Raw genomic sequence first — 17,426 nt, 5'->3', positions numbered from 1 at the left:
ACTACTAGTTACCTACTTACTACTTAAAACATGATGAAACTCTGGCAGAAAAATACGACCACCAAAGCAGAAGTAGAACAATTTACCGTGGGCCGCGACCGCGAACTGGATGTATTACTCGCCGAATTTGATGTACTAGGTTCTTTAGCGCATACCCAAATGCTGGCTTCTATTGGGTTGTTAGATAGCTCCGACCTCACGATTTTACAACAAGAATTAAAAAATATTTACCGGGATATTAAAGCTGGCAATTTTACCATTGAAGAAGGCGTTGAAGACGTCCATTCCCAGGTAGAACTATTGCTAACCAAACGATTAGGTGATGCCGGCAAGAAAATTCATAGTGGCCGTTCGCGCAACGACCAGGTGTTGTTGGATTTAAAGCTGTACATCCGGAGCGAAATTCAAAAAACAGTAGAGAGCACGCAGGCGCTTTTTGAACAATTAATTAAGTTAAGTGAAGAACATAAAGATAAGTTGTTGCCCGGTTATACGCACCTGCAAATTGCCATGCCATCGTCGTTTGGTTTGTGGTTTGGGGCCTACGCCGAAAGCTTAACAGATGATTTATTGATGCTGCAAGCCGCTTACCACATCAGTAATAAAAACCCGCTTGGCTCTGCTGCCGGCTACGGTTCTTCTTTCCCTTTAAACCGGCAACTTACTACCGATTTATTAGGCTTTGATTCTTTAAACTATAATGTAGTTTACGCGCAAATGGGGCGGGGAAAAACCGAAAGAAATGTGGCGTCGGCTTTAGCCTCTCTGGCGGCTACGTTAGGGAAGATGGCCATGGACATTTGCCTGTACTTAAATCAGAATTTTAGTTTCTTAAGTTTACCGGATAATTTAACTACCGGCTCCAGCATTATGCCGCATAAAAAAAATCCGGATGTTTTTGAAATCATGCGGGCCAAATGCAACAAGCTTCAAGCCTTACCCAACGAAATTGCTTTTATCATCACCAACTTACCTTCGGGCTATCACCGCGATTTGCAACTGGTAAAAGAAAGCTTTTTACCGGCCTTTCAGGAACTGCAAGGCTGTTTACAAATGGCCACTTTCATGCTGCAAAATGTAATCGTAAAAGACAATATTCTGGATGATGAAAAGTATAAGTACTTGTTTAGCGTAGAGGTAGTAAATAATGAAGTTTTAAAAGGAGTACCATTCCGGGAAGCTTACCGGAACATTGGTTTGGCCATTGAAGAAGGTAATTTTAATCCCGCCCGCGAAGTGCACCACACCCATGAAGGCAGCATTGGCAACTTGTGCAACGATCAAATACAACAAGCAATGGCTGCAACTATTGCAGGTTTTAATTTTGAACAAGTTCAGTTAGCCATTGCGAAATTGGTGGCCTAGTCAATTTTTTAAAAATCCGTAACTGAATGTTTACCAATCGGTTTACGGATTTTACCAAGGTTGCGGTAAGATTTAAAACGAATAAATGTAACGGGAATAACGGTGGCTCTATGATGAAGCGGATTTACTTCTGTCATTTGCAAATCATAAAATAAATTCTCATTCGCCTAGCTGCAGTTGTTTCGTAAAGTTGCTTCATTGCTGAGTGTATGGCTTTTTGTCTGGCTATAAATACCCTTCCGCCTACGGCACCTTCCCTAAAAACAGGGAAGGAGATGCGGGTATTCTGGAATAGTTATTCTGGAACATATGATATATCCTGATGCTAAAAACTTGCTGACCAATGGACCAATTTAGCGTCAGCTCTTGCATTTGGAACAGCTACTTGTGGCATAGTTGGTTACCAGAATTTTAAAAATTTAAAAATTTCTAACGTTACTTGGCCTTAGTACTTACCAGGTACTTAATTTGGTAATCAAACTTGATTTAAAAAAAAAACGGTGAAGGTAGACCCTACTCCTAATTCGCTGCTGACAGTGATGTAGCCGCCGCTATTTTCAATAATCCGTTTAATAATGTATAAGCCTATTCCGGAACCTTCTACGTGGTCGTGTAAGCGGGAAAACATGGAAAATAACTTATTCCCGTTTTTATTTAAATCAATTCCTAAACCGTTATCCTGAATAGCTAAAGTAACCCCATCTGCTACTCTTTCGGTATAAATTTTTATCATGGGAGCCCGGTCCGGTGATCGGTATTTAATGGCGTTGGTAATCAGGTTAGATACAATACTTTTTAAATTTACATAGGAAAAATAGATAGTATCGCAAGCCGAAAAATCATAACTTAATTGGACATCGTTTAATTGTTCCGCAATACTTTCGGTAATTTCAATTACAAGTTCTGGCAGATCAATATGTTCGGTTTGGTACTCTAATTGTTTTTGTACTTTAGCTACTTCGCCTACAGCCTTTACCGATTTTTTCAGGCGGGCCACCGATATTTCAATTTTCTCCAGTATTTCCAGAGCATCTTCGTTGGTATTGCCAATACTTGATTCTAAAATTTTAAGCAAAGCCTCCAAGTTGGTGATGGGTACTTTTAAATCGTGGGAAGCTATATGAATAAAATTATCCAGGTTAATGTTCAGTTTCTGTAAAGCGGCGTTGGTAAGGTTAAGTTCTTGATTTTTAGCTAAAAGTTCTTCGGTACGGGCTGCTACGCGCGACTCCAATAAGGTATTCGCTTCTTTTAACTTTTGTTCGGCTTCTTTTAAATCGCTGTACGCTTGCGATAATTCCCGGTTTTTGTCCAGTAAGTTTTTCCGGTTTTCCCGGCGCATGGTTATGTCCTGAATAACAATTACGGCTCCCCGCACTACGCCGTTTTTACTTACAATCTGGCGTCCGTTCGCCAGTAAAACAAAACACGTATTATCCTCTGCTTTAACCAGGATTTCCTGGTTTTTAACTTCTTCGCCTCTTAAAGCCCGGAACAAAGGAGTATCGTGCAGAGGAATGGGTTGATCGTTGCCCGGGTAATAAAACTGATAATGGTTAAACCAATTTTTCTTTCTGTCGGGTTGAGCCGAAATAAGTTTTTTATTCCGGGCTGAATGATTGAAATAGGTAATTTCCCCGTTTTCATCGCAGCCAATAATAGAATCTTCGGCGTTATCCAAGATGGCTTGTAAAAAGTCGCGCTCTTTTTCCAGGTTATCTTCCCATTTTTTACGTTCCGATACATCTCTGATTATTACCGAAGAATAAACGTGCCCATTTGCTTCTTCCCAAACGGCCAGCGATATTTCTGCCGGAATAATAGTACCATCTTTACAATAGCCCAGTACTTCCGTAATGGGGTTAAATGCCTTGGCTTTGTAATTTTTTATAAACCTCGAAAATTCAATGGCGTAAATATCGCGGTAAGGTGGAGGCAACAGAATAGTTAAAGGCTTTTGCAAAACTTCTTCGGGCAGGTAACCAAAAGTAGAAAAGATTTTATTATTGCTGAAGATGATATTATTTAAATCATCCGCAATAACTATGGTATCTGACGTATTTTCAACTAAGGCCCGGAATTTACCATCTATTTCAAACGCGCCGCTATCTGCCATAAAAAATTTTGTAAAATATTTTTAGTAAAGGAGGGGCTCACTTCTACAAGGGCAAACAATTTCAATTGCTTACCATCTTAGAATATTTTATAAATTAATTAAAATGTTTATACTATCCTAATTTTAAAAAATTTTTCCTAAATAAATTAGGTTACCCGCACCACAAATGCAAAAAGCATTAAGCCCTCTACAAAAAGTAAAAAATTGGAAAGATTAAGTTTAAATTAAAAGATCGTTTGTTTGGCTCAGTAAAATCTATTGCGTTATACCTTGCTAACTTGCGCGCTAATTTAAATGACGGAGTAAATACAATTCTTACGTATTTCTACTTAATTATACTGATTTAAAATATAAATATAAAAATATTTTAATATTTATATTTGATTAATACCATAACCAAAGCTCAGCAGGTTCTTTATTGCTACATGCGGCACCAGCCTTACGCAAAAGAACTCGTTATTTGATTATGAATGTTAACGGCGGTTTGTTCGGTGCAACCGGAATAAAAAAATCTAACCAGTAAGTACCGGTTAGATTTTTTTATTTTTTAATGATAAGCGGTATCAACCAGAAGAACCACTTTTAAATAAATTCCTTGTTTTAGTTTTGGTACTTAAATGATTGGTGCCCGTTTAAACTCCTTGGTCTCGTCGAAAAGCTTACGGTAAGTAAAGTGGGTTTTATAAATGTGCGCATCAATTTGTTCGGCCACCCGCATCATCTTCGGATTAAAATCGCCGATCCAGTTCATTACAATATCTTGATAAGGTAAATTAGGAACACTGCGATAGTACTTACTGCTGGCATAAATCATAGCGGCTTCCACTCCTTTCCGCTGATGGTCCGGGGCAATGCCAAACACAATGCCGCACATACGGGTGCAGCTTCCCTTCCATTTATGATATAAAAATTTAATTTTTCCGATTAAATCGAGCTTGCCATTTACGTACCGGAACAATTGGTTTAACTCCGGAATAGATATGAAAAAGCCGATGGGTTCATTTTTGTAGTAAGCAAACCACATAATGCGCTCGTCCAGGATAGGCTTCATTTTTTGCATAATTAACGTAGCCTGTGCCGAGCTCATTTCTTTTACGCCTTGGTGTTTGCCCCAGGCCAGGTTATAAACTTTCCGGAAATCTTCGGTGTATTGCGCTAATTTTTTGCGTTCCAGGTGCCGGAAAGAATAATCGGGATGAGCGTAAATTGCTTTGGCTTTATCAATGTACCGGTCGCTTAACGGAGCCATTACCTGGCGGTAATAGGTAAATTGCTTAAAGTAAACCTGAAAGCCGTAGTTTTCGAACAATTGGCGGTAATATGGGAAGTTGTAGTTGGTATTGTAGGAGGCCGGCGAAAATTCTTCTACCAGCAAGCCCCACCATTTATCCCGGTCACCAAAATTAATGGGCCCATCCATGGCTTCTATTCCCCGGGCCTCCAGCCAGGTTTGGCATTGTTTAAACAACAAGTTAGCTGCCGACTGGTCGTTAATGCATTCAAAAAAGCCCATGCCGCCGGTGGGCTGTTCAAATTTAGGGGCAGTCCGTTTATCAATAAAAGCGGCCACTCGGCCTATGGCCCGGCCTTGTGGGTTTAATAATAGCCAACGGATGCATTCGCCGTGCCGAAAGTATTTATTTTGCTTGGGATCAAAAACCTGCTCAATATCTTTATCTAATGGCCGGATAAAATTTGGATCGCCTTTATACAAATCAACGGCTACCTGAATAAATTGTTTGGCCAGGGCCGGTGTAGTAACTTCAACAAGCTGCATTTTAAAATTTTAAAATTGAGCGGTACCCGAGTGGTACCTGTTATTAAGGCGTAAATTACGGGTAAAAAATGAATATTTTGGATTATAAAAGTTGCTAATTATTCCTGCAGCAATGTGGCTACATAGTACCGCTTGGATGTTTAATCGAAAAAACAAGCTGCAATACGTTATTCTTTAATTTTAGCCAATTATATAGGTTTTTACGTATGATAAATTACTAACCTGAAAAACTGGTTAAATACTGATAACCTTTATTGCATGCGCCTCAATGTAAAAACTAAAAAGTATGTACTTATTTTTGTGCTATTATTAAGCATTTTAAGTATAGCTTTTGAAGTAATTGCCAGAATATACCGGCAAAAAGCCAGTTCTTATATCCGTACCCGCTTCGAGTTACAATCCGACTTAGTTTTGGAGCCGTTTTCTACTTCCTTTTCCATCTGGAAACATTTCCCGCGGGCAACTTTTACTTTTAATAATTTATCGCTGGTTGATACCGTTGGTACAGCCCGGCTACAGGTAGCCGCTGTAAAGAAGGCAGAAATCATAATACCGCTTACTCAGTTTAATTTGCACCGCATTAGAGTAGCCCGACTGGTTTTAAACGATTTTGTTTTTCGCCAGTTTATTAATGAGAACGGGAATAAAAATGGGTTACGCTTCCGGCAGGTAGTCCGGCCCGATACCACAGCCGAAAAGTTCTTATTTCGTATTAAAAATGTAGTTATAAACAATGGGCAGTTTATCAGCGAAAATCGGTTTAAAAAAAACTCCATTGCCATTAAAATAAACCAAACCAAACTGGCTGTGGAACGCACCGCCGACGAATTAAATATTAGTGGCAACTTACAAGGAGCAATCACGCATTATGTTACGAATCGCCGGAAATTGTTTCAAAACGAGGCTATTGCCCTTAATGCGCATTACCGCTACGATTTAACTAAAAAACAAGGCCAGATTTACCAGACCCAGGCCATAGTAAACAATAGTACCTTACATGTAAAAGGTACGCATACCTCATTAAGTACAGGCGTAGGCGCTAACCTGGATATTACCATAGCGGGGTATCAACCCATTTTACAAATATTCCGGCAAATTATGCCACCTACAGCAGTGCATTCCTTAAATAAATTAAGATCAAACAGCCGGGTGTATTTAATTGGCCGGTTTCAGGGAGAAAGTGGCCCCCGTTTCCGGCCCCGCAGCATTGTTAAATTCCGGCTAAATAATGGCGAATTATTCTTGCCCAGTATCAACAAAAAAATAAACAACGTAATGCTGGCGGGTATCCTGGACAACGGCACTAAACATTTGCCGGAGTCCAGCCGGTTGTTATTGTCACGTATTAGCGCGCAAATGGGTAAAGGCCAGGTGCAAATGCATATAGATTTAAAAAATTTTACTAAACCGGAATTTACCCTAGCCGGCAAAGGCCAGTTAAACTTGCCGGAGCTTACCCAGTTGCTGTCATTGCCCATCAGCAAAGTAAACCAGGGAGAAATTACGGGAAATCTAAAAATTAGCGGCGTATTACCCGATTCCTTGCAAGGAAGCTCTCCGCAAGTTTCGGCGCACGGCGAAATTGAGCTAAAACAAGCGGCTTTTCAACCGGAAGGCTTTTTAGTGATGTGCCGTAACGTAACTGGTAAAATTTTATTTACCGATAAAGATGTAAGCCTAAAAAATTTAGGCGGCCTTTTAGCTGGCAAACCATTTAATTTAAACGCTTCTATCCAAAACTACTTGCCTTACTTGTTTAAGCAGCCTGGTTTACTGCGGGCTAAAGTAGATTTTACCGCTGCCGCACTGCATGCAGATTGGATACAAGGTAATTTGTACGCATCTAATGGCGGACGCCTGGCGGCTGACTTAAACCAGGCGCAGGCCTATAACCAAAGTTCAAGCATTTACCGGCTGGCAAGCTATCGTCCAACGGGAGAAAGTGCTTACCGCTTAGTTAAAAATTCACGCCAAATGCAAAAAGGAAGTAATACCACACAAACTCGAACCGAACCAGAGGTAAACCAGGTATTACTGTCATTGCTACGAGCGGCCAGTTCGCAAATAAACGTGCGGGTTGGTGTTTTAAATGTAACCAGCAAAGAAGCGCTCCGGAATTTAAAATTTCAGGTAAATCAGTTAGGCCAGCGGGTTACTTTAACAAACATGCGGTTCACTTCGTCCGAAGGTGGTAATGCTACTGCTACGGGTGGTTTTCAGTTAACAAGAGCCGGCATCCGATCGCCTTACCTGCAAGCAAATCTGCATTACGATTTTTTAAATTTACAAACTTTTATGCTGCACCTGGCCGAGTTAAAAAAATTAGTGCCACAATCTGAAGGTAATACCCGGCAAAACAGTAAACGCCGGAAAGCAAATCTGCAAAAAAACAGCTTTTTTGCGGCTTTAAAGGTAACTGCCCATCGGGTGCAATACGAGTATTTACATGGGTCAAACTTGCTTTTGCGGGTAAATTTAAATAAAGAACGGGCGCAGCTTAGTCAGTTATCTTTAAATGCATTTGGCGGACAAATTAACAGCCATGGTAATTTACAAATAAACAATGCGCATAATATTTACCCTTTGCGGCTACAAGCCCAGGTAAAAGGCATTAATTTACAACAACTATTTGCAGTAGCAAACCAAATGAACATGGATGTGCTCAGCAGCAACAGCATCCGGGGCGAAGCAGAATGTCAAGTTTCGCTTACAACCGCGTTAGACCAAACTTTTTCGCCGGCATTTGAGCGAACGGCTGCTTATGCCAATGCTACTTTCCGAGGCATGGAGTTAATTGAAGTTGCCCCTATTCAAAATGCCCTTCGTTTTTTAAGAAATGAGCGAACCCGCCACTTGTTCTTCGACGATGTAACCACCCGGTTTGTGATGCAAAACAACCAGTTTATTACGCCAAAGGTGCGCATGAACAGCAATTTAACCGATTTTGAATTAAGCGGAAAATACAAAATGGGAGGTAGCGCCGATTTAAATATGGATATAAATGTATTTAATGTGCTTTTTGGAAATAATAAAAAACGCATCGAGAAAATCCAGGATTCTACGGCTACTTTGTCCAGCTCGAACCTGCAACATTTAATTTTAACGCGCGAACAAGACAAGTATAAAGTAAAATTGGGCAACAAAAAAGATCGGATAACGAACAACAAAGCTCTCTTGAGCGAATTTAACAACGTCCTTCGCCAGCATCAATTAGATACCTCGTTTACATTTAACCAACCCCTCACTGCTAAATAACCTAACGCTGTGTAGTTTTAGAATTACTCTAAAGTCTTGCTTAATACCTAATGGCATAATGCCTATATGGACAATCTGGCAAATGCTAAATTTTAAAATTTAAAATTTTAGAGATTTATCGTTTTAAAGTTTGATTAGGCAACCATGTAAAATGAGGTGTTTACCCAAGGTCACCAGCTGTAAATTAACTCCATAAACCTGCTTCAAGATTACCGCAGTATATCTTGAAGCTACTTATTATGGCCAGTTTTCAACTGACCAGAAGTTGAAAACTTCCCTCTATTAATGCCCGACAGCTACCCGCTGGCGGGAGATGCTACTCAATTTCCTACATCTTTCTTTTTAAGTTGATTTCTGGGTTTTACCGGCAAGTCTACGGCTGTTAAGCTATTAAAGGGCGTTAAGCCATGGCAAGTATTTCATTTTTATTTCCTGTTCTTCCGACCAGAAAAGTTGCTTCTTAAAAGTTGACTGGTAAGATAAACCCGGTATAATCTTACTTTTATTTAAATATCTTTTTATATTGGATGTTGTAAGCCCGTAGCGGGCTCTAAATTAAACAGCCCTTGTTTCATCATTTAAAAATAACAGCATGTCAGTTTTTTCTTCGCGCCGAAAATTTATTCAACAACTGGGAGCGTCTTCATTATTGTTAGCGGGTGGTTCGGTGCACGCTTTGGCCGAGTCGGAAGAAAGCCGGGAACAGCGGATTTTAGCTGCGGAAAAGAAAATTTCGGCAAACGACAAAATCCGGGTGGCTTGCATTGGCATGGGCATTATGGGATACAACGATGTCCGTTCGGCCTTACAGGTACCGGGAGTAGAGTTGGCGGCAGCCTGCGATTTGTACACCGGCCGTTTAGAAAGAGCCAAAGAATTATTTGGGCCGGATTTAATGACCACCCGCGATTATCGGGAAATTTTAGAACGCAGCGACATTGATGCCGTAATAATTGCCCCCAGCGATAACTGGCACGCCCGCATGACCATTGATGCTTTAAATAAAGGCAAAGCTGTGTATTGCGAAAAGCCCATGGTGCAGAAAATTAGCGAAGGATTACCGGTAATAGAAGCGCAAAAAAAGAGTGGCAAGCCCTTGCAAATTGGTAGCCAGTGGGTAAGCGGTATGTCGGTGCAAAAAGGCCGGGAATATTACAAAGCCGGCGAAATCGGGCAACTTACTGTAGTAGAGGCCTCCACCGATCGTCAAAGCGCTTTGGGTGCCTGGCAATACACCATGCCCTTGGATGCATCGCCCGAAACCGTAGATTGGGACCGCTACATTGCCGGTATGGGTAAAATGCCTTACGATCCGAAAAAATTCTTTTGGTGGCGTAACTACCGCGATTTTGGAACCGGCATGGCCGGCGATTTATTCGTGCATTTATTATCTACCATTCATACGGTAACGGGTTCTTTGGGGCCTAACCGCATTTTTGCTTCCGGGGGCTTAACTTACTGGAAAGACGGGCGCGATGTTCCGGATATCATGACGGCCATTATGGAATACCCGCAAACGCCGGAACATCCGGCCTTTGAAGTAATGCTGCGCGTAAACTTTGTGAGCGGCATGGGCGATGGAGGCACCTCGCGGTTTGTAGGCAGCGAAGGTGTAATGGAAATTGGCGGCAATTCGGTTAAAGTAAGTCATAGTAAAATGAGCAAAGCCCCGGGTATAGGGGGTTGGGATGCCCTGCAGACTTACCCGCAGGCCATGCAGCAAAAAATACAAGAACAATACAACCAAAAATATTCAGCAGAAGATCAAAGTCCGGCCCTTAAAACGTCTTTTGTTTACCAAACCCCTAATAGTCATAATATGCATTTAGCCCACGTAACCAACTTTTTCGATGCAGTACGCAACAATAAGCCCATTCAGGAAGATGGCGCTTTCGGTTTCCGGGCGGCCGCTCCCAGCCTGGCCTGCAACGACAGCTACTTCGAAAAGAAGATTATTAACTGGGACCCGGTAAACATGAAAATTGCTAAAACCGGTAAAAAGAGCTAATTTTTAAAAATTGTTTTTATCCACCTATCAGTTTTCGTTTATTACTAATTGATTGCAGCTTACTAAACCTGTTCATAAATTTAAATTTTAAAATTCATTTAACCATGAAATCTACCCGCAGAACTTTTCTTAAAACCAGTGCTATGGCACTGGCAGGTTCCAGTTTATGGGCGCGTGAGCTACTGGCCGCTAAACCCCCGAAAGAATTACTGGGCATTCAGTTGTATTCGGTGCGGGACGAAATGAAAGCCGACCCACGGGGTACTTTGCAGCAAATTGCCAAAATGGGTTACAAGCACGTAGAACACGCCGGATACGCCAATGGTAAATTTTACGGCTCTACTCCAGTAGAATTCAAGAAAATTTTAGCTGATTTAGGCTTAAACATGCCCACCGGTCACTCTGTTTTAGGCAAACAACATTACGATGCTGCTACCAAAGATTTTACCGACAATTGGAAAAAAACGGTAGCCGATTCAGCAGAAGTTGGGCAGCAGTTTGTAATTAGCCCCTCGATGGATGAAAGTTTACGTAAAGATTTAGATGGTTTAAAGCGATTTCTGGAGGTTTTTAATAAATGCGGGGAATTATGTCAAAAATCAGGCGTTAAGTTTGGTTACCACAATCACGATTTTGAGTTTTACACCAAGCTCAACAACATGACTATGTTTGACATTATCATGCAGAACACCGATGCAAAACTAGTTGCCCAGCAACTGGATATTGGTAACATGTACGGTGCTGGCGGCCGGGCTTTGGACATCATGAAAAAGTACCCCGGGCGTTTTGAATCCATGCACGTGAAAGACGAAATTAAAAGCGACCAAGGCTCGATGAGCGGGTACGAAAGTACGATTCTGGGTAAAGGAGTAGTTCCGGTAAAAGAAATAGTAGAACTTGGACGTAAAATGGGTGGCACCAAACACTTTATTATTGAACAGGAATCTTACCAGGGTAAAACGCCTTTGGCCTGCATACAAGAAGATTTAGAAATAATGAAAGAGTGGGGTTTTAAATTTATTTAAATTTTAAAATCAGCAGAAAACAACAGCAGTTCTTGTTGTTTTCTGTTGATTTTAAAATCCTGCTTCTAACTTCTGGGAACGCCCCATTATAGCGCGAATTAACTTTCGTGAATTGCGATTCATAAAGCACTCTATGGCGCGGAAGTTACTTCCGTGACTTGCAAATTAAGGCTGAAAGATAAAAGCTATCGTTCGCATAGCCTTAGCTGTTGCTTTATATCAGATTGAAGTTGTTTCATAGTTTAGGTCTTGTTCTTTTTGTCTTGATACAAAAAGAACCAAAAAAATCAAGACGCTAAAAACTCGCTGACCGCTCGAACAGTTTAGCGTCATTCTCTGCACCTGTCTAAGGCTATCTGTTGCATAGTGCACTAGGGGTAATTTGCCTATTTTAAATGGTTCCTTGTATTCCTACTTAGTACTAATACTAATATTTTAAAATTAAAGGCTAAAAGGCAGCGTTCGTTTTTCGGCACTGCTTTGGCGGGCCAGTTCAATCAGGCGGATGGTGTTGCGGGCTTGTTCGGCGGTTACGGCCAGGGCTGCTCCTTCGGTTATGGCTTGGTATACATTTACAAAATACTCCCGGTAATCGCCTGGCTCGCTTTCAATTTTTCCGGTAATATGCTGACCTTCGTACTCGGTATTTAATAATCCCCAGTTGCTTTCCGGCTCTACCCCCCAATAAGGTGTATTTTTCGGATGTTGTCCGGCTTTTAAAGCGGCTTCCTGCACATCGGTGCCATATTTTACAAAACTGCCTTGCTCTCCGTGCAACACGTAAGTTGGGCCTAGTTCCCGCACCAACATCCCGGCTTTTAAAGTAACTTTTAAACCTTCATAGTCCAAAACTGCGGTAAAATTATCAATGGTTTGGCCGCCCGTTCTTTGAATGCGTTCATCGGCGGTAATAAAATCGGGTAAACCAAACAAGCACTGGGCTTCGTCGAGGAGGTGCGCGCCTAAATCATACAATATGCCAGAGCCCGGGGTATCTTCTTCGCGCCAGGCGCCCGGACGTAAATACGGACGGTACCGGTCGAAATGAATTTCTAATTCCACAATACGGCCCACAAAATTGCCGGCAATAATTTTACGTAGCGTGCGGGCATTACTATCCCAACGCCGGTTGTGGTGCACCGAAAGTAATTTATTTTGCTTTTCGGCCAAGGCAATTAATTTGTCGGCTTCGGCAGCAGTTATTGTAAATGGTTTATCAACTACCACGTGTTTACCGGCCAGCAAAGCTGCCTCGGCTAAAGAATAATGTAAGTCGTTGGGCGTAGCTATTACTATTAAATCAATGGCTTCATCCTGTATTATTTCGTTAGATTCGTTTACCAGTTCTACATCGGGGTAACGCTCTAAAGCTAATTTCCGGTGTTCGTGATTGGTAGCTCTTATTTTTGTTAATTCTAAACTTGGCACGCTGGTAATAATGGGGGCATGAAATACCTGCCCGGCCATACCGTAGCCAATTAAACCAACTTTAACCACTGAAGACATATACTTTTTTCAAATTTTCGTTTGCCAAAACTACTAACTATCCGGCAAAATATTTAATAAAAATAAAGGCGCTAAACGTGTTTCGGCTGGTTTTTCAGCTTTCTCTTTGAAGTATAAGATTCAGGCCACAATATTAAACATCACTTAGCAGATACGCTGAAAATTAAGTCAATAATCCTATTTAAAATACCTATATTAAGGGCGTGAAGGTTAGGTAAAAACAATACCTGTTAGTTGGTAGCAGCCGCAATTTTAATTAGCAACCTGCATTTTTGTAATTTCCAGAATTTAAAAAATTTAAAAATATTCTAAAACTTTACTAAAGTTATGGCTTTAACCGCGCAGCGTTTTACTGCCCTGGATGTATTCCGGGGCATGACGGTTTGTTTTATGATTATTGTAAACACACCGGGTAATGGCGCTACTACTTTTTCGCCTTTGCTGCACGCCAAGTGGCATGGCTTCACTCCTACCGATTTGGTTTTTCCTTCGTTTTTATTTGCTGTGGGCAATGCACTTAGTTTTGTAATGAACCGGTACCGGAGCATGCCGAAGAGCCAAGTTTGGGGTAAAATACTGAAGCGGGTTTTTATTATTTTTCTCCTGGGTTTTCTGATGTACTGGTTTCCGTTTGTGCATTGGGAAGAAGGCAGATTAGTAGGTAATGAATTTGCATCAACCCGGGTATTTGGCGTACTGCAACGGATTGCTTTGGTCTTTGGCATAGCGGCACTTTTAATTTACTACTTTGACTGGCGGCGGGCTTTAATTATTTCTGTGGCTGGTTTATTGTTGTATTGGGTATTGCTGCTTTTGTTCGGCGAACCCGGTGCCCAATTAACCTTGCACAGCAATGCCGTATTAAAGCTGGATAATTGGTTAATTGGCCCAAAACACTTGTACATGGGCGAAGGCGTACCTTTCGATCCGGAAGGTTTACTCAGCACCTTACCGGCCATCGCCAATGTAACCGCCGGCTACGCTGCCGGCTACTTTCTGCAAAAACAAGGTAAAAACTTTGAAGCTTTAGCTAAGCTGCTATTAACCGGCTGCACCTTGTTGTTTATTGCTTATCTCTGGAATTTAGCTTTTCCGATAAATAAAAAACTGTGGACCAGTTCTTTTGTGGTATTAACCGTAGCCATCGACTGCATTATTTTGGCGATGCTGGTTTATGTTATTGATTTGCGCCGTAAAACCAACTGGACGTATTTTTTTGAAGTGTTCGGCCGGAACCCCTTGTTTATTTACTTACTATCCGAAGTGCTGGCTATTTTATTATACTTCTTCCGGACCGGCGACCAAAGTTATTACTCTGCCATTTATAATGCGGTATTTGCCCCTCTTGGAGGCTACCTAGGATCCTTTTTATTTGCCATTACCTTTATGCTGATTTGCTGGCTTGTAGGCTACTTGCTGGACAAGCGCAAAATCTACATCCGGGTGTAATCGCCCGAAAGTAAATTTTTTAAAATTTTTAATTTTCCTCCGGCCAATACTGAGCCATTTTCCGGCGCAGGAAAGCTACGCTTCTTTCGAGTTGTGCCATGCCTTCCACGCCGTCTTCAATGCTGATCCAACTGTTAAAGCCTACGCGCTTTAATTCGGTAAATATGGCGTCGTAATCGTTTAAACCTTTGCCAATTTCGCCGTGGCGCAAACGTTGGGCGTAACCGGTGGCGCCTCCTTCTTCGCGCCGCAAATCTTCGATAGTGCCTTCTATTAAATAGCGATCGCTGGCGTGCATGGTAACTACTCTCCCGGATACCTGGTACAGCAAGTCTAACGGATCTTCGCCGGCCAGGTAAGTATTACTCGGGTCGTAGTTTACGCCAAAGTTGGGGTGCTGTATTTTATTTACCAGTTGGCTAAAAACCGCCATTTTCTGGGCAAACTCCGGATATTCCCAAAAATCATCTTTGTAATGATTCTCCAGGATAAGGGTAATTCCCCGCTCCTGCGCGTAAGGCAAACTAGCCATGATACATTCCGCTGCCAGATTTACGCCTTCCTCGATGCTTAATTCGGGTCGCCGTTGGCCGGATAATACGCGGCAATAGGTGGCGCCTAAAGCGTGCGCCATATCAATCCAACGTTTTTGCTTATTAATTTCGTTTTCCCGGAAACTCGCCTCGGGGTGCGTAAAATCGGGGGAACAGCAGAGCATGGGAATAACTTTGCCTTTAGCTTCTACCATTTGCCGGAATACTGGCCAGTTTTTTTCATCGGCCATTTCCAGAAACCCCGCATACCATTCCAGGCCATCAATATCTAACGCCGAAGCCAAATCGATCCATTCGGCTAATTGCATGGTACCGTCTTTACAAAGTTCTTGCATAAAAGCTTTCGGGAAGGCCGCTAGCTGGGGCATGTGTTGAGAGTTATGAGTTAAAAGTTAAGAGTTATGAGTTGCAGATTGTTAAATATTTAAAATAATTTAAAAGATTAGCTTTTGCTTGATTTGCATTTTTAAGTAGATAATGTAGAAGCATCTTTGGGTGGGTTGCGACCCAGGAAAGGATGTTGCTCCAGATCTACCACCTGGCCGCTAATAGGGCCGCTTTCATCGGCGAGCCAGTAAATAGCGGCGGCGGCTATTTCGGAGGGCCACAAAATGCGACCGGCCGGGGCAAATACGTTCGGAATAGCTTTGTACCAATCTTCGGGTAAACCTTGCTCGTGTTTGCGCTGGGCTTCGTTTTCGGTTAACACCCAACCCGGATTAATCTGGTTAACCCGAACGTTATTTTCGCGGTGCAAAGTATCGCCCAAATTACGGGTCATGGTCATGAGGGCACCTTTAGAAATGCTATAAGCCAGCAGATTAGGCTCGCCGCTCCAGGCATTTACCGAACCAATGTTTAACACGCTGCCACGATTTTGCGATAGCTGTGGCAATGCCGCTTTAATTAAGGCCAGCGGCGCTACCGTATTTACTTCCAAAACCTTCCGGAGAAAAGCCTCGTCGGTGGTTTGGATATTAGACGAAATTACTAAAGCAGCGTTATTTACAAGGGCATCTAAACGGCCAAAAGTTTGTATGGCTATTTCTACTAATCGCTGCGGCGCTTCGGGGAGGGTTAAATCCTCGATGTGTAATACCGCGTTTTGAGTTCCCAATTTAGCTACTACTTGTTCGCCCCATTCCGGCTCTAAACCATGAATAACAACTTGAGCGCCTTCGGCCACACAACGTTCGGCAATGGCTTTGCCAATGCCGGTGCAACTGCCCGTTACAATAATTACTTTATTTTGCAGCCGCATGAATTAAACCGGTTTTAAAACGCTTTTAACTACTTCACCGCGGTGCATTTTTTCAAATGCTTCGTGCCAATCCGTAACTGCCCAAACGCCACCAATAATAGGTTTAACGTTTAACTGACCACTGGCTAACAAGGCAATTACCCTTTCCCAGATAGGCCAATTATGACTGAAACTTCCTTGTAAAGTCACGTTTTTCTGCACCAAAGGATCCAGGGAGAACTGGATGGGTTGCGGCCCCCAGCCTACTTTGGTAATGTGGCCATTCGGGCGCACTAACTGTAAAGCTGATTTTAAAGTAGCGCTCACTCCGGCGGCATCAATAATACAATCAGCGCCTAAACCATCGCGCTGTTGCGCCCAGGCGGTTGCATCGCCCACAATGGTGTCGCAGCCGTATTCGGCGGCAATGCTTAAGCGATGACGGTCAGCTTCTAAACCCACCATGGCCACTTCAGCGCCGCAAAGCCGGGCCACTGCCGCACATAAAATGCCGATGGTACCAGGCCCCAGCACAATTACCCGGTCGCCGGGTTTTATCCGGGAGTTTTCTACTACGGCGTTAAAGGCTACGCTGCACGGCTCGGTTAGACAGGCTTGTTCGAAAGGTAAATTTTCGGGTACGCGGTGCAGACAACGGGCCGGTACCCGCACAAAACGGGTCATGGCGCCATCTACACCGTAGCCAAAACCTTTGCGGGTTGGATCGAGGTTATACAGGCCGCGCCGGCTCATCGGATTGTTCTGATCAATGACGGCAGCGGTTTCGCTTACTACCCGGTCGCCTTCTTGCCAGCCGGTAACCCGGCTACCTAATTCTACAATGTGGCCGCCAAACTCATGACCCAGTACTACCGGGTAATTTACCGGCCAACTATGGTCGGAGGTCCATTGGTGCAAATCGCTGCCGCAAACTCCCACATTGGCTACTTCCAGCAACACATCGTCGTCGCCAATTGCGGGTTTACTAATTTCTCGGATTTCTACGGATCCTTTTTCCGGGGAATAATTAACAACGGCAGCCGATTTCATATTTTATGTAAGATTAAGAATAACGCAAAATTGATAAGTAAAACGATACAAGTAGTAAAGTAAAAGATGCTAGATTTTTAA

The 17,426-nt window shown here is 42.5% G+C and carries 11 protein-coding genes; 5 read left to right on the top strand and 6 right to left on the bottom strand.

Annotated elements, in window-relative coordinates; translation table 11 throughout:
* Positions 1-33 precede the first annotated feature (33 nt).
* Entirely contained in the window at positions 34-1,365 is a 1,332-nt protein-coding gene (gene argH / locus HUW51_RS20330; RefSeq protein ID WP_185274608.1) for an argininosuccinate lyase, read from the top strand.
* A 475-nt stretch (positions 1,366-1,840) separates the two neighbouring features.
* Here the strand turns inward: argH and HUW51_RS20325 are convergent, their stop codons facing one another.
* Positions 1,841-3,481 carry a PAS domain-containing sensor histidine kinase gene (locus tag HUW51_RS20325; RefSeq protein WP_185271446.1) on the bottom strand — a complete coding sequence of 547 codons (1,641 nt, stop codon included), beginning with the start codon at positions 3,479-3,481 and terminating at the stop codon, positions 1,841-1,843.
* Between the two features lie 613 nt (positions 3,482-4,094).
* On the bottom strand, positions 4,095-5,258 hold the full coding sequence (locus tag HUW51_RS20320; protein ID WP_185271445.1) for a hypothetical protein: 1,164 nt from the start codon (positions 5,256-5,258) through the stop codon (positions 4,095-4,097).
* Between the two features lie 258 nt (positions 5,259-5,516).
* Here HUW51_RS20320 and HUW51_RS20315 point away from each other — a divergent pair, with 258 nt between their 5' ends.
* The 3 genes from HUW51_RS20315 to HUW51_RS20305 all read left to right on the top strand — a co-directional run bounded on the left by HUW51_RS20315 (position 5,517) and on the right by HUW51_RS20305 (position 11,546).
* Positions 5,517-8,513 carry an AsmA-like C-terminal region-containing protein gene (locus HUW51_RS20315; RefSeq protein ID WP_185271444.1) on the top strand — a complete coding sequence of 999 codons (2,997 nt, stop codon included), beginning with the start codon at positions 5,517-5,519 and terminating at the stop codon, positions 8,511-8,513.
* Between the two features lie 592 nt (positions 8,514-9,105).
* A complete protein-coding gene (locus tag HUW51_RS20310) occupies positions 9,106-10,521 on the top strand; it encodes a Gfo/Idh/MocA family oxidoreductase (protein WP_185271443.1) in 1,416 nt (471 codons plus the stop codon).
* A 104-nt stretch (positions 10,522-10,625) separates the two neighbouring features.
* Positions 10,626-11,546: a sugar phosphate isomerase/epimerase family protein gene (locus HUW51_RS20305; RefSeq protein WP_185271442.1), complete on the top strand. Its 921-nt coding sequence runs from the start codon at positions 10,626-10,628 to the stop codon at positions 11,544-11,546.
* Between the two features lie 441 nt (positions 11,547-11,987).
* Here the strand turns inward: HUW51_RS20305 and HUW51_RS20300 are convergent, their stop codons facing one another.
* A complete protein-coding gene (locus HUW51_RS20300) occupies positions 11,988-13,052 on the bottom strand; it encodes an oxidoreductase (protein ID WP_185271441.1) in 1,065 nt (354 codons plus the stop codon).
* A 327-nt stretch (positions 13,053-13,379) separates the two neighbouring features.
* On the opposite strand from HUW51_RS20300, the gene HUW51_RS20295 reads away from it, so the two are divergent.
* A complete protein-coding gene (locus tag HUW51_RS20295) occupies positions 13,380-14,501 on the top strand; it encodes an acyltransferase family protein (protein ID WP_185271440.1) in 1,122 nt (373 codons plus the stop codon).
* Between the two features lie 28 nt (positions 14,502-14,529).
* On the opposite strand, the gene HUW51_RS20290 is transcribed toward HUW51_RS20295, so the two are convergent.
* From HUW51_RS20290 to HUW51_RS20280, 3 genes are all read right to left on the bottom strand, one after another.
* Positions 14,530-15,423, bottom strand: a complete 894-nt coding sequence (locus HUW51_RS20290; protein ID WP_185271439.1) for a sugar phosphate isomerase/epimerase family protein — start codon at positions 15,421-15,423, stop codon at positions 14,530-14,532.
* 98 nt (positions 15,424-15,521) lie between these two features.
* Positions 15,522-16,316: an SDR family NAD(P)-dependent oxidoreductase gene (locus tag HUW51_RS20285; protein WP_185271438.1), complete on the bottom strand. Its 795-nt coding sequence runs from the start codon at positions 16,314-16,316 to the stop codon at positions 15,522-15,524.
* 3 nt (positions 16,317-16,319) lie between these two features.
* Complete coding sequence (locus HUW51_RS20280; protein ID WP_185271437.1) at positions 16,320-17,345, bottom strand: zinc-binding dehydrogenase; 1,026 nt, start codon at positions 17,343-17,345, stop codon at positions 16,320-16,322.
* Positions 17,346-17,426: the final 81 nt, after the last annotated feature.

The organism is Adhaeribacter swui (assembly GCF_014217805.1).
Taxonomy (GTDB): domain Bacteria; phylum Bacteroidota; class Bacteroidia; order Cytophagales; family Hymenobacteraceae; genus Adhaeribacter; species Adhaeribacter swui.
Note: the sequence above shows the minus strand (reverse complement) of the source record. Positions and strands in the feature narration are given on the sequence as shown.